The sequence below is a fragment of the Paraburkholderia guartelaensis genome (assembly GCF_004353905.1).
Classification (GTDB): domain Bacteria; phylum Pseudomonadota; class Gammaproteobacteria; order Burkholderiales; family Burkholderiaceae; genus Paraburkholderia; species Paraburkholderia guartelaensis.
Window position 1 is genome coordinate 42,566 of sequence record NZ_SMOD01000005.1, and the last position, 15,355, is coordinate 57,920.

Sequence of the window (15,355 nt, forward strand, 5' to 3'; positions counted from 1 at the left end):
ACTCAAGGGGGGAGCCATGTTAGCGCTCGATTCGACGCGGTTGCTGTTGCTGGTTTGTCTCTTTGCCTGCGTGTTCGGCCTGTCTTTGGCCGCCATGTATGTCCTTGCACCCAAGGCCATGCGCCGGCGTATCGAACAAGTGGGTGGCGTTCGCACCACGGGTGTTCCGGGTGTGCAGCCGGATGCGACCAACGAGGCCTGGTACGAAAAGCTCGTGCAGATTTCCGAACCGCTTTCCCGGCTTTCGACGCCGAAGGAAGGCTGGGAGGTCTCGGCGCTGCGCGTGCGCCTGATGAATGCGGGCTGGCGCTCGCCGGGTGCCGTCGCGATCTTCTTCGGCACTCGCACCGTGCTGGCACTCCTGCTGCCCACGCTTGCGGCCATGTGGATGATTAGCGGCGGCGGGGCGGCGAGCTCGGTTACGCGCTTCGCAGTCATTCTCGTGTCGCTTGTGGTGTTCGGCTACTACCTGCCGGGCCTCGTGCTCGCGCGCTTCGTCGCGCAGCGCAAGCGGGCGATCTTCGAGGACTTCCCCGACGCCATCGATCTGCTGACGGTCTGCGTCGAGGCGGGCCTCGGTCTCGATGCCGCGTTGATGCGCGTGGCGGAGGAGATCAGGTTGCGCAGCGCGGTGGTCGCCGACGAACTGGATCTCACACTCCTCGAAATGCGCTCGGGTTACACGAAGGAAAAGGCATTGCGCAACCTGGCCATGCGTACGGGTGTTGAAGACGTCGACTCCTTCAGCACGATGCTCATCCAGGCAGAGCGGTTCGGCACCAGCATTGGCGACTCGCTGCGCGTGCTTTCGGACACGCTGCGTACGCGCCGACGCATGCTTGCGGAGGAAAAGGCCGCAAAAATTGCGCTCAAACTGCTGTTTCCGCTGATGTTCTGCATCTTTCCGGCGCTGATGGTGGTGCTGATGGGGCCGGCGATGCTGCATATCTACCGGACGATGCTGCCGACCATGAACGGCGGCTAGCGGGCGGCTGGAACGGGCGACGCGAATAGACAAGCCCTCTATGGGCGATTCGATCGGGGGAAGTCATGGAAACTGCAAAGACCGGTGCGGGGGCGTTTTCGTTACGTGCGGGAAGGGGAAGAAGGGGCGCAGCGAGCTTGCGGCGTGGGCGCTCGCGGCGCTCGCAACGCGGCGTGGCTGCGGTGGAGTTTGCACTCGTGCTGCCGGTGCTGCTGATCCTGCTGTTCGGCATCATCGAAATGGGCTTGTTCCTGTACGACAAGGCCGTGATTACCAACGCCGCCCGGGAAGGCGCCCGCGCCGGTGTCGTGCTGAAGAGTCCGAAGCCCACCGCAAGCGACGTCCAGACGGTCGTGACGAACTACACGTCGAGCTACCTGCTGACCTTCGGTACGCAGAATACGCCGGTGGTCACGACGACCGGCGCTGGCGGCAATTTCGGCCAACCGCTTTCGGTGACCGTCTCCTATCAGTACAACGGCTTGGCCTTGGGGCGGATGGTGGCGCCCATCACAGGCGCCATTACGATGTCCGCCACCACTGTCATGAACAACGAATAAAGGGGGCAATCATGCGCACGGGGAGAAGACGCAAGCAGAGAGGGGCGGTGGCCATCACGGTCGCAGTGTTCATGATCTTTCTGCTGGGGACCGCGGCGCTGGCCATCGACATCGGCAATCTGATGGTCGCTCGAAACGAACTCCAGAATGCGGCTGATGCGGCGGCACTGGCGGGTGCGGGTTGTCTGAAGCCGCGCTCCGAGTGCAGCAACAGCACCGCGACCCAGCCGGATTTCACGACGGCCTCAACGACAGCGTCGACATTCTCGACGTCGAGCACGACCAACCGGGTCCAGGGCGCCTATGTGCAGGCGAGCACAGTATCGACCGGATACTGGAACGCGACGGGAACGCCATACGGGCTCGAGGCGCTGCCGTTCACGCCGGGAGCGAACGACCTGGCTGCGGTGCAGGTGACCATTCGCAAAGATGGGTCAGACGCGAACGGATCGGTCGCGGGGTTTCTCAGCAGCGTGTTCGGCGTCAATATCCTCAAAGCCAGCGCGGTGGCGACGGCCGTCCTGTCTTCGCCCGGCAATGTGGGTCCGGGCGGGCTCTTTCCATTGGCGATGTCGCAGTGTCTGTACAACAACTACTGGAATTCGTCGACCAATTCGCCCAAGCTCTCGCCCACCACTGGCACCGTGTCCGGCTTTTCGACGCCTCAGGTTGCGGGGCAGCCGTACATCTTCCAGATCGGATCGACCTATCAATATGGCACCTGTCAATCCGGCCAGTGGACGACGTTCGACTCCAGTAGCAACAGTGCCAGCTATGCCAGCGGACTGCTGACGAGCGGCAACAGCACCACGTTCTCTATCGGGGCTTCGCCGGGGACGTGGATCCAGACGGGCGAGAAAAACTCGATCTTCAAGGACACGGCCGCCTGTAGCGCGGCGGGCAATGGGCAATGCGCATGGGCGACGGTGGTGGTCGTGAACGATCCGTCGCAGAGCGGGTTTCAGCCGGTCCAGGCATTTGCCTGCCTGCACATTCTTGATGCCAGCAACGGCTCGACACCCTATGTGCTCGTCCAGATGTCCAACGACATGAGCCACTGTGAGACGGCCAATTCTGGCGGGGTTGGGCCGAGTTACGGGGCGTACACGCCGCCGAGACTGGTCCAGTAAGCAAGCATTGCCGCAGCGCCGGCGCCGCGTCATCGCGCGTGTCGGCGCTTTTGACCCTCTTCGATGCCTCTCGGGTGCCGATTTCGCACCGATGTCCGCACTTTCCCCCCACTTTTTCGCTTGACTTCGCCCGGCGCGCTAAAATTGCGGACCTTTTTAATTCGTCCGCACAAAGAACCCTGAGCGTGCAAAAGATCCTCATCGTGCGCGTGTCGTCGCTTGGCGACGTCGTACACAACATGCCCGCCATCGCCGATATCCGGCGGCGGTACCCCGACGCGCAGATCGACTGGCTCGTCGAAGAGAGCTTCCAGTCGCTTGTCGAGCTCGTGGAGGGCGTGCGCCGCGCGATTCCGTTTTCGCTGCGCCGCTGGCGCAAGGGCCTCTTCTCTGGCGCGAACTGGCGCGAGATCGGGGCGTTCCGCCGCGCGCTCGCGGCCGAGAAGTACGACCTCGTGATCGACTGCCAGGGGCTCATCAAGACGGCCTGGGTGGCGAGCTGGGCGCGCGGGCCGCTCATCGGCCTCGGCAACCGCACCGATGGCGCGGGCTACGAATGGCCCGTGCGCTTCTTCTACGACCGCTCGATCCGCATTGAGCCGCGCACCCACGTGGTCGAGCGCACGCGCCAACTGGTTGCTGCCGCCCTCGATCTCGCACCGCCTTCGGTCACCGATGACATCGAGTTCGGCCTCGACACCTACCGCGCCGCCCAGGCGCTCGCGGGCGTCGGGCTGAACCTGCCGGTGCCCTATGTGGTGTTCGTGCACGCCACGTCGCGCGCCGACAAGCAGTGGCCCGACCAGCACTGGATCGAACTGGGCCAGGCGCTCGTGCGGCGCGGCGCGTCGCTCGTGCTGCCCTGGGGCAGCGAGGCGGAGCGCGCCACGAGCGAGCGCTTGGCGCGCGAATTCGGCGAAGCGGCGATCGTGCCTCCGAAGCTCTCGCTGCCTGCGGTGGTGGGCCTGATCGACGGCGCGGCGGCGACGGTGGGCGTGGACACGGGGCTCGTGCACATCGCGGCGGCGCTGAAGCGCCCGACCGTCGAGTTGTACAATTTCGCGACCGCCTGGCGCACAGGCGGCTACTGGTCGCCGAACGTCGTCAATCTGGGCACGGCAGGCCAGCCGCCAACGCTTGCGCAGGTGAAGGGCGCGCTGGCGGGCTTCGGGCTGCTATAGCGGCGGACCGCCGCAGCGCAGGCGCTGGGCGGGCTGCGGCGCGTCAAGGCGGACCACTGAGGCTGCGGGTATAAGAATCGGCGCTCGCGAGGGAGCACAAATGTGCACGAGCGAGCGCCAGGGCTTGGCCGGCATGAATCGCGCGAGATGGCAAAGAAGCGGGCAACAGCGCACACCACGCTCGCACCGCGCCACACCGGCAGGCAATCAGATCCATCGCTTCCAGGGGCGACCATGAACGAATCCCAGATCATCGAAATCACTTCTGCCGATTGGCAAGGTCAGCAGCTCTCGCAACCGCGCGAGACGCTGCTCGATGCCGTCGAGCAGGGCAAGGTGCTGTATTTTCCGAACCTGGCCTTCGCGATCGAAGGCGGAGAGCGCGCGCTGCTCGACCCCGCGATCGCCGACCCCAAGCGCAAGAACATCAGCCTCGACCCGAACGGCGGTGCGCTGCACGGCGTGCTCGGCGATACCGTTACGCAGTCGGCTGTGCGCGCGCTGATCGCGCGCTACCAGACGTGCGCTCGCACGCTGGTGGACGGCCTCTTCCCCGAATACACCGGCAAGCTGCGCGTGGCGCCTACGAGCCTGCGCCTGCACCAGGTGGAAACGCGTGAGACCTCGTGGCGCAAGGACGATTCGCGCCTGCACGTGGATGCGTTTCCCTCGCGCCCGAACTATGGCGAGCGCATCCTGCGCGTGTTCACCAACGTCAACCCGAACGGCGTGCCGCGCGTGTGGCGCGTGGGCGAGCCGTTCGAGGATATGGCAAAACGCTTCCTGCCCAACATCAAGCCGCAGTTTCCGGGCTCGGCGTGGCTGCAGAACCTGCTGCACATCACGAAGTCGCAGCGCAGCGAGTACGACCATCTGATGCTCAATCTCCACGACGGCATGAAGGCTGATCTCAATTACCAGAAGGCGTGCCCGCAGGAGACCATCGGTTTTCCGCCGGGCAGCGTCTGGGTGTGCTTCTCCGATCACACCTCGCACGCTGTGATGTCCGGTCAGTTCATGATGGAGCAGACCTTCTTCCTGCCAGTGAAGGAGATGGTGCATCCCGAATGGGCGCCGCTCGGCATTCTCGAACGCCTCAAGGGCAAGGAACTGGTTTGAATCCACGTGCGATGAGCCTGCCGATCCACGCCTCCTGCCGCGCGGCCGCGGCGTTTCGCATGACCCTGGCCGACGCGGAGGCCCGATGCTGAGAGCGATCTATCGCGCGGCCTGGTGGCTCATCGCCCCGCTCGCGGTGCTGCGGCTATTCATTCGCTCGCGCCGCGAGCGCGGCTATCGCGAGCATATCGGCGAGCGTTTCGGCTATGCGGCAGGGCGTTTGCCCGAGGACGACGCGCCGCTCATCTGGGTGCACGCTGTCTCCGTGGGCGAAACCCGCGCGGCACAGCCACTCGTCGACGCGTTGCTGGCGGCGCGGCCTGACGCGCGTATTCTGCTCACGCACATGACGCCGGGCGGCCGCGCCACCGGCGAGCAACTCTTCGGCAAGCGCGTGTTGCGCTGCTACCTGCCGTACGACATGCCGCACGCCGTGCGGCGCTTCCTGCACGCATGGCGGCCGTCGCTCGGCCTCGTGATGGAAACCGAGGTCTGGCCCACGCTCATCGACGAGTGCAAGCGTGCCGATGTGCCGCTCGTGCTCACCAACGCGCGCATGTCGGCGCGCTCGTTCAAGCGCGCGGCGAAGTTCGGCGCGGGCACGCACGAGGTGTTCGGCGGCTTCACACGTGTGCTCGCGCAAAGTCCCTCCGATGCGGAGCGCCTCACCGCGCTCGGCGCGCGCAACGTGGCGGTGCTTGGCAACCTCAAGTTCGACATGGCGAGCCCGCCGGCGCTGATCGCGCGGGGCCGCGAGTGGCGGCGCGCGATTGGCGAGCGGCCGGTGTGGGTGGCGGCGAGTACGCGCGAAGGGGAAGAGGAACTTGTGTTGCAGGCCTTCGCGGCACTCAAGGATGCCGTGCCCGACGCGCTTCTGATCCTCGTGCCGCGCCATCCACAGCGCTTCGATGAGGTGGCGGCACTCGTGGAGCGCAAGAACTTCAAGCTCGAACGGCGCTCGCGCTGGGCGCCGGCTGCGGCTGCCGCGGCTTCCGCGCATGAGGGCGTGCGTTTGCTGCCACAGGACGTGAGCGTTCTGCTTGGCGATTCGATGGGGGAGATGGGGGCTTACTATGCCGCCGCCGATCTCGCGTTCATTGGCGGCAGTCTCTTGCCGCTCGGCGGGCAAAATCTGATCGAAGCGTGCGCCGTGGGCGTGCCGGTGCTGATCGGGCCGCACGTGTTCAACTTCACGCAGGCTACCGCCGACGCCACGGCCGCGGGCGCGGCCCTCCAGGTTCAGGACCCCGCCGATCTCGCACGTGCCTTGCGCGAACTCTTCAACGACAAGTCACGCCGGGTTGCGATGGGCGCGGCTGCAGCCGCATTCGCCTCGCGCCACCGTGGCGCGACGGCGCGCACGGTGGATGTTGTAGAGGCGCTCGTCTCGGATGTATGAATTCGCGCGCGGTAGCACTAGTCCGCTGAATTCGACCACGCTCGCCGTACCTCAATGGCAAGATTGAATGTTCACCGCCTACCGACCCGAACGACTTTTGAGTCCACCGCGCTCGGACAGAGTAGGCACGCGGCCTGCGAATCGAAGCGTGACGTTTGACCACAACTGACCTTGGCCACACGGCCTAGCCGCTGGCAAGACATCTGTTGATTGCATTTCGGAGCTGGGCGAGATCCCGCCACTCCTGGAGGGGGTGCGGAGCATGTACGAGCGCAAAGGGCAAATTCGGCACGGCGATTGGTGGTTCGACAAAGACCTCGGCGACCATCATCGACGCGCCAAAGAACCGGCCGTCACGAAGGCGAAACAGTGTCTGCGAGTCGCTCAATTCACCCAAGCAGCACATCTTTCATGACATTCACAACATCTTTCGGCTCGATGCTCGTCACATCACTCGCCCCCATCAATGGGGAACATTTGAAAAAATCATTCTCGACGTAGCGGGTTCTTGGGTCTATGTCATTGCTAAACAAAGCGATGGTCGGCACACCGGCCGCGTGCGCAATATGCAGAAGCCCGCCGTCGGCCCCTACAAACAGACTGCTCTGCCCTATCAGGGAAAAGCATTCATGAATCTTCAACTTGCCAACCAATGAGGTGAGCTTCAGATTCCTGAATTGCATGCCGATCAGATCGTTTGCTTCCGCGAGCCCATTATCCGATCCGACCAGGACAAACTCATAACGCGACAACCCCGCATCATCGTCGAGCTGAGCTAGAACATCTGCCCACTTACCGTAGATACGGTGGGATTCCCTGCCGCCGACCGAAATGGCGACTCTCCCGGCACAGCCCTCCAATGGAAAATCATCGCACTTGGGAACATCGAGAACGAGTCGCGCATTTTTATACAGGTCAATATCGGCGATCCCGCATTTCAGGATCTTGTTGAAAGCGTAGTAGCTGAACTGTATGTGATTGAAATTACGCCCTGCATACCATCCGATCAGGCTGGTAAATCTGGATTGGCTCGCGTGCCTGATTTTTTCTTTTATTACACGAATTCCAAGCTTGTTCAGTATGACGAAATCGTATTCGCCGAAATCGACTTCACGATAATCCGTGTAGATTTTCGATATGTACCGGTCATGCCGAAAGAGCTCGGCCAGGGACGGATCGAGCACAACATCCAGCTTGTACGGGGTGCTGCCAATTAACGTCCGCCCGGAAAGATCCATCAACGCGTCGCCGATGTTGTTGACGCCGCTGTACGCCAATAAAATCCGGGCGCCATCATGCAAGTCCGCGGCTTCTGCATAAAGACCGAGTTGCCGATTAAATGAAAGTATCGACCATTTATGCAACTGCTTTTTCAGAAGCGAAATCTTCTTATAAAAAGAGAGATTCTCGACCTCATCCTGAATGATTCCTGGATGAGGAACGCGAAGGCTTCTATCTATAAAACCATGGACCGGTTCGACTTTCCTTTTTTCACTCTGCATGAGCCTGCCCGCAACGTCCTTATCCTTTGACCGAAAGCCTATTATGCCACCGTGTGTCTGATGTACTCGCCGCCCGGCAACGCTATCGTCAGGCCATCATCAGGTGCCGCACGAACGCCTGTTCGAGCTGGTGGCCTCTCTCAATAAATAAGGACCATATCATTGCGCATGTGCGGACGAGCCGTTTGGCTGCGGTGGCCTTGGCGCATGCGGGTGTGTGGTTGTTCCCTCGGGATGTAAGCGTCCAGCTCGGCGACTGCCGGTGCTGATCGGGCCGCACGTGTTCAACTTTACGCAGGCTACGGCTGGCGCCGCGGCCGCTGGCGCGGCCCTGCAGGTGCAAGAACCCGTCGATCTCGCATGCGCCTTGCACGAACTCTTCGGCGAAAAACCGCACCGGGTCGCCATGGGCGCGGTTGCGGCGGCCTCACAATGTCCACCGTGCGCGCCGCACGAAGTCGATACGATATGCTCTCTGCGCATTTCTTGACGCAAAAGGCTCGTGACTTGAAACAAGCCAGCAGAAAAATAAGAAGGATTTCTAATTATATTTGCATGAGATTGATAGATGGCAAGGCGAGCGTGAGCATCAGAGCAAAGCGTGCGAACCGGGAAAGAAACCTACACTGGAAATGTGGTGAGATAACAGTCGGCAACACCGATAGACAGGCGGCCTTCGCCACGCAGATCCATCGCTCGCAAGCTAGATGCGACTGAATTCCCTTCAGGAGAGCCGCGATTCGGCGCGTGGATCACACCGTAAAAAATCCTTCGTCTTCACGCTGAAACACCTTGTTTGTTATTTGAAAGTCCGCTTTCTGAAAGGACCAGGTACGGCTACGTGAAGGGTAATTTATAGACGCATGAAGGGTGACATATAGACGCATGAAAGGGTTGGGTCATCGCACCCCTTCACGCGCAGCGATGCGTACGTATGCGCACATACGCTCAAGCCAGAGCGCAGGTGTACTGGGTTCACGTGGTTGATTCGCGTTCGAGCCACGTCTGCGTAAGGAACGCATTGCTGAATATCGGTGACGCTGACGTTCGCCTCACCGATATGCAGTCACGAAGGCCAGTTCATGCCACCGACGATTACCCCGCAAGTTCTGCCGGTTCCGTCAGCGACGGAGATCATCGACAGTTCGCCCAATCGAGCCGCGACCCGCAGCGTAGCGACGCATGAATATCGTCCGCACGTCGACGGCCTGCGCGCGATCGCGGTTATGGCAGTGATTCTGTTTCATGCGTTCCCAAGCCGGATGGCAGGCGGATTTATCGGGGTCGACGTTTTTTTCGTCATCTCCGGATACCTCATTACCACCATCATTCTGACCAATCTCGAGCACGACAAATTCAGTATTGCCGATTTTTACGCCAAGCGCATCCGACGAATCTTCCCCGCGCTTCTTCTTGTATTGTTCTTTTGCGCCGTTGCCGGTTGGCTCGTGCTGCTGCGAGACGAGTACCCGCAACTCGGGAAGCACATCGTCGGCGGGACCTCCTTCGTCCAGAATTTCGTCTTGTGGGGCGAGAGCGGCTACTTCGATAGCGGTCACGAGGCCAAACCGCTGTTGCATCTCTGGAGCCTTGCGGTTGAAGAGCAATACTACATATTCTGGCCCCTGCTATTGAGCTATGCATGGACGCATCGCTGGCGATTCACGGTCGTCAATGGGGTGATCCTCGCGGCGTCCTTTGGCATTAGCGTATGGCTTGCCTGGCGGGATCCCGTTGCTGCCTTCTACTCGCCCCTTTCCCGCTTCTGGGAACTCATGGTTGGCGGCTCGCTTGCCTATATCGCTCTGCGTCGTCCGGATCTGGTCGGCCGATACGCCAATCTGCTCTGTGCAATGGGAGTGGGTGTCTTGCTGTCTGGATTCTTGCTGATCAATCATGAGCGGCCTTTTCCAGGATTTTGGGCATTGTTGCCGACGATGGGCACATTCCTCGTCATCGCAGCGGGTTCAGGCGCGTGGATCAATCGCACTATTCTCTCGAGTCGCCCCTTCGTGACTTGCGGGCTGATTAGCTACCCGCTTTATCTCTGGCATTGGCCGTTGTTGTCTTTCGCACACCTCGTCTGGCCGGACAATGGTCACCCCACGAAGATTGCCGTGGTATTGCTATCAGTCTTGCTCGCCTGGCTTACGCACCGTTATGTCGAGAGGAAGATTCGCTGGCATCGCTCCGCGAATCGAACGGCGCTTCTGCTGGTTCTCGGCCTCGTGCTGATGATGGTTAGCGGCGTGGCGATCAGGGATGCGCTCATCAGTCCCCGCTTCGACGCCGTCAACCTGGCAACGCGGACCGGGTGGCACTTCCTCGCGCTAAGAAGTCCGGATGGGCAGGCTCGGGACGGCATCTATCCCTTGCACGAAGACCGGAAGACTACGACGCTTTTCCTCGGGGATTCGCATGTCGCCCAGTATGCCGAACGCGTCTACGCGGATGAGGAGGCCAACCCTTCAAAAAACGGCGCCATCTTTGCTGTCGCCGCGGCTTGTCCTCCCATTCCACACGTTTTAGATCATGATTTGCCGGTCGATTCGGAGTGCGGGTCGGTCCGGCGCGAGGCGTTGGCGAAGGCCGCGAATCGCCGAATAACGACGGTTGTGATCGGTGGCTACTGGAGTTACTACTTCAACGCCCCGGGCTACTACCTGGTCAGCGGCCAAAAGGAGCTGAGTCTGGCCAAGCCAGAAGGAAGAGCGGCGGCATTCGCGGAGCTTGATCAGGAAGTCAGGGAACTGCAGGCGCAGAACAAAAAGGTCTATGTGCTGCTCGACAATCCGATAGGCGACCCGTTTGACCCACACGTATTTTTATCGCGAATCGGGCGCTTCGACCCACGCGAGGCTGAGCAACGCGTGAAAATCGACGGCCTGCAAGAGAGTGTTCGCAAGGAACTGATCGCGCTTGCCCAGCGCGATCATGCCTCGATCATCGACCCCGACGCGCGCCTGTGTGTGGATGAAGCGTGCATCCGCGTGACGGGAAAGTGGTCGGCCCTCTATGAGGACAGATCACACCTGAACCCGGACTGGATCGTGAAAAACGCCGACTACATCGATCCGTCGATCTGAGAGACCGGTGGTGGGACGTCGATGTGTTCAAGCGTTTTCTGTGACCAGGAGGCCTCGCTTTTCAATGAACGCGATCACGTGGTCCAGCCCATCGAGCGCCTTCAAATTGCACATCACAAACGGCCGCTCGCCACGCATCTTTTTCGCGTCGGAGGCCATGACGTCGAGGTTCGCGCCCACGAGCGGCGCGAGGTCGGTCTTGTTGATGACGAGCAGGTCCGACTTCGTGATGCCGGGACCGCCCTTGCGCGGAATCTTTTCGCCGCCGGCCACGTCGATCACGTAGATCGTGAGGTCCGAAAGCTCGGGGCTGAAGGTGGCGGCGAGATTGTCGCCGCCCGATTCGATGAAGACGATGTCCGCATCGGGAAAGCGCGTGAGCATCTGGTCGACGGCTTCGAGGTTGATCGATGCGTCTTCGCGGATCGCCGTGTGCGGACAGCCGCCCGTTTCCACGCCCATGATGCGCTCGGCGGGCAGGGCGCCTGCGACGGTCAGCAGGCGCTGGTCTTCCTTCGTGTAGATGTCGTTGGTAATCGCGACGAGGTCGTAGCGCTCGCGCATGGCCTTGCAGAGCATTTCGAGCAAGGTCGTCTTGCCGGAGCCGACTGGTCCGCCCACGCCGACGCGCAGCGGCGGCAGTTTCTTCGTTCGTTTGCTGGGTGCGTGCGAATTCATGGTTCGTGTGTGTGTCAGGAGCGAAAGAGCCGCGAGTACTGCGATTCGTGGCGCGCAGAAAGTACGCCAAGCTGTGGCGCAAAGGTATTGAGCGCCTCGGGCGGCGTCGTGAGCGCGCGCGCCACGGCTTGTTCGATGGCGGGCCGCAGCGCGACGATGATGCGCTGCCCCGCGAGCTGGCCGAGCGGCACTGCCTTGAGTGCGGCGGCCGTCTGGTTTTCGATCCAGCTAAACGCGTAGGCGGCGAGCGCGGCGTCAGGCGCGGCCTCGTGGGCCCACGCAGCGAATGCGAATGTAGTGGGTTGCGCAATGGGCGTCATGCGCTCGAGCGTCGCGCGCCGCTCGGCATCGCCCCATTCGAGCTGCGCGCAGAGCTGGCGCAGCGACCAGCCCATCTGCGCGGTTTCGCGCCGCAATTCCGCCGATTCTCGGCTCGCGACGAATTCCTCGTTCGCAACGATCAGCGCGCGCGCATCGTGCGTGCGCCAGCGTTTCATCTGGTGCGCCACAAAAGGTAGTTCGCCGCAAGCGAGCACGTTCGCGAGGCCACCGGCTATCCAGCGTGCGGCGTCGTCTGCGTTCGTCACGAGTTGCGCATCGATTGCGGCCTCGAGTCCCTGCGAGTAGCTGAACGCGCCGATGGGCAGCGCCGGCGACGCGAGATGCAGCAGGGCGGTCAGCTCAGCGATGTTCATGGCTGTGGTCGTGCGCGTGGCCGTCGCAATGACCGTGATCGTGTCCGCATTCGTGGTCATGCGCTTGATCGTCGCCATGAGCGTGATTGTGCGAATGACCGTGCGAATGCGCGTGATCGTGATGTCCGTGGTGCTCGTCGTACACGCGTTGCGCGAGCGCGTAGTCGTCGGCGAAGGTTTCGTCGTGGCCGTGGCGATGGCCGCCGCCATATGCGCCCGATTCCGGTTGGAACGGCAGTTCCACGCGCTCTACCTGCGCGCCCAGGCGCTTGAGCATGTCTTCGAGCACGGGGTCCGCTTCGAGCTTGAGTTCGTCCGTGCCCACTTCCACCGGCGTATGGCGATTGCCGAGGTGATACGCGGCGCGCGTGAGGGTGAGGCGGTCCGGCGCGCGGACACGAAGCACGCTCTCGGCCGCCGCGATCACGCGCACAAGGCCGCCGTCGTCGGCCACGAGCATGTCGCCGTCGCGCAGCACCGTGCCGCGCGGCAGCACGACACCCACCTCCTCGCCGGTGTCGAGCGTGGCCGCGAAGCGGCTCTTGCAGCGCGCGTCGTAGGGCAGCGTGAGCGTGGGCGCCCGCTTCACAAGAACGGGCGCGAGCTTCGCATTGAGTCGTTTGTCGATCGTGCGCATGGCTAAACTTTAGAACAGGAAGTAACGCTGTGCCATCGGCAGCACCGTGGCGGCCTCGCAGGTGAGCAACTGGCCGTCGGCGACGACCTGGTACGTTTCGGGATCGACGCTGATCGTCGGCTGCCACGCATTGTGAATCATGTCGGCCTTCGTCACGCTGCGGCAGTTGCGTACCGCCACCACGCGCTTTTGCAGGCCGTAGCGCTCGGGCATGCGTTTGTCGAGCGAGAGTTGCGAAACAAAGGTGAGCGATGTTTTTGCAAGCGCCCGCCCGCGTGTGGCGAACATCTCGCGGTAGTGCACGGGCTGTGGCGTCGGAATCGAGGCGTTCGGGTCGCCCATCTGCGCAAGCGCGATCATGCCGCCCTTGAGAATCAACGAAGGCTTGATGCCGAAGAACGCCGGTTCCCAGAACACGAGATCGGCCCATTTGCCCGGTTCGAGCGATCCCACTTCGTGCGCGATGCCGTGCGTGAGCGCAGGGTTGATCGTGTACTTCGCCACATAGCGCTTCACACGGAAGTTGTCGTGGCGCGCGCTGTCTCCGGGCAGAGCGCCGCGCTGCACCTTCATCTTGTGCGCGGTTTGCCACGTGCGGATGATGACTTCGCCCACGCGGCCCATCGCCTGGGAATCCGAAGAAAGCATCGATAGCGCGCCGAGATCGTGGAGGATGTCCTCGGCGGCGATGGTCTCGCGGCGGATGCGCGACTCGGCAAACGCAATATCTTCGGCAATCGACGGGTCGAGGTGATGGCACACCATCAGCATGTCGAGATGCTCGTCGAGCGTATTGATCGTGTACGGGCGCGTGGGGTTCGTCGAGGAGGGCAGCACGTTCGCTTCACCGCACACCTTGATGATGTCGGGCGCGTGGCCGCCGCCCGCGCCTTCGGTGTGGTACGTGTGGATCGTGCGGCCCTTGAAGGCGGCCACCGTCGCTTCCACGAAGCCCGACTCGTTGAGCGTGTCGGTGTGAATGGCCACCTGCGTATCCGTTGCGTCCGCCACGCTCAGGCAGTTGTCGATGGCGGCGGGCGTCGAGCCCCAGTCCTCGTGCAGCTTCAGGCCGATCGCACCTGCTGCGATCTGTTCTTCGGCGGGTTTCGGCAAGCTCACGTTGCCTTTGCCGAGAAAGCCGAGATTGATCGGCCAGCCGTCCGCGGCCTGCAGCATGCGCTCCATATGCCACGGGCCCGGCGTGCAGGTGGTGGCGTTGGTGCCCGTGGCGGGGCCTGTGCCGCCGCCCAGCATCGTCGTCACTCCCGAGGCGAGCGCTTCGTCGATCTGCTGCGGGCTGATGAAATGGATGTGCGTGTCGATGCCGCCTGCCGTGACGATCTGGCCTTCGCCCGCGATCACTTCGGTCGCGGCGCCGATGGGAATCGTCACGCCCGGCTGCACGTCGGGGTTGCCCGCCTTGCCGATCTTCCAGATGCGGCCGTCCTTGATGCCGATGTCGGCCTTCACGATGCCCCAGTGATCGACAATCACGGCGTTCGTGACGACGGTATCCGCGACTTCCGCGTGCACCCGCTGCGACTGGCCCATGCCGTCGCGGATCACCTTGCCGCCGCCGAACTTCACTTCGTCGCCGTAGACGGTGTAGTCGCGCTCGATCTCGATGATGAGGTCGGTATCGGCAAGACGCACGCGGTCGCCGGTGGTGGGGCCGAACATCTCCGCGTAGGCGCGGCGGCCGATCTTCAATGTCATGTCGGATTCCTGATGAATTCGCCTGAATTCGCTGGCCGCGCTCAGAGCGGGCCCATCACCTGGCCGTTGAAGCCGTACACGGCGCGCTCGCCCGCAAGCGCCACGAGTTCCACGGTGCGCTCCTGTCCTGGCTCGAAGCGCACAGCCGTGCCCGCCGCAATGTTCAGGCGAAAGCCGCGCGCGGCCTCGCGGTCGAACGAGAGCGCGGCGTTGACCTCGTAGAAGTGGAAGTGCGAGCCGATCTGCACGGGGCGGTCACCCGTGTTGGCCACCTTCACAGTGATGGTTTCGCGGCCTGCGTTGAGTTCGATTTCGCCGTCGTCGATCAGCATTTCGCCGGGGATCATGGCTGGCTCCTCCCGGCTCAGGGGATCGGATGGTGGACGGTGACGAGCTTGGTGCCGTCGGGGAAGGTCGCTTCGACCTGGATGTCGGGGATCATCTCGGGCACGCCTTCCATCACGTCGTCGCGCGTGAGGAGCGTCGTGCCGTAGTGCATGACTTCGGCGACGGTCTTGCCGTCGCGGGCCGCTTCCATCAGCGCGGCACTGATGAAGGCGACGGCCTCCGGGTAGTTGAGCTTGAGGCCGCGCTCGCGCCGCCTTTCGGCGAGCAGCGCGGCGGTGAAGATCAGGAGCTTGTCTTTCTCGCGTGGCGTGAGCTTCAT

At 62.5% G+C, this 15,355-nt stretch carries 14 protein-coding genes; 7 read left to right on the top strand and 7 right to left on the bottom strand.

Features of this window, described 5'->3' with window-relative positions:
- Positions 1 to 16 precede the first annotated feature (16 nt).
- From E1N52_RS08055 to waaA, 6 genes are all read left to right on the top strand, one after another.
- Positions 17 to 985: a type II secretion system F family protein gene (locus E1N52_RS08055; RefSeq protein WP_133181760.1), complete on the top strand. Its 969-nt coding sequence runs from the start codon at positions 17 to 19 to the stop codon at positions 983 to 985.
- Between the two features lie 65 nt (positions 986 to 1,050).
- Positions 1,051 to 1,545: a TadE family protein gene (locus E1N52_RS08060; protein WP_133181761.1), complete on the top strand. Its 495-nt coding sequence runs from the start codon at positions 1,051 to 1,053 to the stop codon at positions 1,543 to 1,545.
- Between the two features lie 47 nt (positions 1,546 to 1,592).
- On the top strand, positions 1,593 to 2,675 hold the full coding sequence (locus E1N52_RS08065) for a pilus assembly protein TadG-related protein (protein WP_246088993.1): 1,083 nt from the start codon (positions 1,593 to 1,595) through the stop codon (positions 2,673 to 2,675).
- A 185-nt stretch (positions 2,676 to 2,860) separates the two neighbouring features.
- Positions 2,861 to 3,856: a lipopolysaccharide heptosyltransferase I gene (gene waaC, locus E1N52_RS08070; protein WP_133181765.1), complete on the top strand. Its 996-nt coding sequence runs from the start codon at positions 2,861 to 2,863 to the stop codon at positions 3,854 to 3,856.
- A gap of 234 nt (positions 3,857 to 4,090) precedes the next feature.
- A complete protein-coding gene (kdoO, locus tag E1N52_RS08075; protein WP_133181767.1) occupies positions 4,091 to 4,975 on the top strand; it encodes a Kdo hydroxylase KdoO in 885 nt (294 codons plus the stop codon).
- 85 nt (positions 4,976 to 5,060) lie between these two features.
- Positions 5,061 to 6,374, top strand: coding sequence for a lipid IV(A) 3-deoxy-D-manno-octulosonic acid transferase (gene waaA / locus E1N52_RS08080; protein ID WP_133181769.1), 1,314 nt, complete (start codon positions 5,061 to 5,063; stop codon positions 6,372 to 6,374).
- A 389-nt stretch (positions 6,375 to 6,763) separates the two neighbouring features.
- Here the strand turns inward: waaA and E1N52_RS08085 are convergent, their stop codons facing one another.
- The gene (locus tag E1N52_RS08085; RefSeq protein WP_133181771.1) at positions 6,764 to 7,876 is read right to left on the bottom strand and encodes a glycosyltransferase family 9 protein; all 1,113 of its coding nucleotides are present in this window, start codon (positions 7,874 to 7,876) and stop codon (positions 6,764 to 6,766) included.
- 1,082 nt (positions 7,877 to 8,958) lie between these two features.
- Between E1N52_RS08085 and E1N52_RS08090 the strand changes: the two genes are divergently transcribed.
- Positions 8,959 to 10,962: an acyltransferase family protein gene (locus E1N52_RS08090; protein ID WP_133181772.1), complete on the top strand. Its 2,004-nt coding sequence runs from the start codon at positions 8,959 to 8,961 to the stop codon at positions 10,960 to 10,962.
- Positions 10,963 to 10,989: 27 nt separating this feature from the next.
- Here the strand turns inward: E1N52_RS08090 and ureG are convergent, their stop codons facing one another.
- From ureG to ureA, 6 genes are read right to left on the bottom strand one after another with little or no spacing between them, the layout of a single operon-like run.
- A complete protein-coding gene (gene ureG / locus E1N52_RS08095) occupies positions 10,990 to 11,640 on the bottom strand; it encodes an urease accessory protein UreG (RefSeq protein WP_133181774.1) in 651 nt (216 codons plus the stop codon).
- A 14-nt stretch (positions 11,641 to 11,654) separates the two neighbouring features.
- The gene (locus E1N52_RS08100; RefSeq protein WP_133182153.1) at positions 11,655 to 12,335 is read right to left on the bottom strand and encodes an urease accessory protein UreF; all 681 of its coding nucleotides are present in this window, start codon (positions 12,333 to 12,335) and stop codon (positions 11,655 to 11,657) included.
- Positions 12,322 to 12,972 carry an urease accessory protein UreE gene (gene ureE, locus E1N52_RS08105; protein WP_133181776.1) on the bottom strand — a complete coding sequence of 217 codons (651 nt, stop codon included), beginning with the start codon at positions 12,970 to 12,972 and terminating at the stop codon, positions 12,322 to 12,324. The genes E1N52_RS08100 and ureE overlap by 14 nt, the downstream gene beginning before the upstream one ends.
- Before the next feature lie 9 nt (positions 12,973 to 12,981).
- Entirely contained in the window at positions 12,982 to 14,688 is a 1,707-nt protein-coding gene (ureC, locus tag E1N52_RS08110; RefSeq protein ID WP_133181778.1) for an urease subunit alpha, read from the bottom strand.
- A gap of 41 nt (positions 14,689 to 14,729) precedes the next feature.
- Positions 14,730 to 15,035, bottom strand: a complete 306-nt coding sequence (locus E1N52_RS08115; RefSeq protein WP_069269270.1) for an urease subunit beta — start codon at positions 15,033 to 15,035, stop codon at positions 14,730 to 14,732.
- A gap of 17 nt (positions 15,036 to 15,052) precedes the next feature.
- On the bottom strand, positions 15,053 to 15,355 hold the full coding sequence (gene ureA / locus E1N52_RS08120) for an urease subunit gamma (RefSeq protein ID WP_028208480.1): 303 nt from the start codon (positions 15,353 to 15,355) through the stop codon (positions 15,053 to 15,055).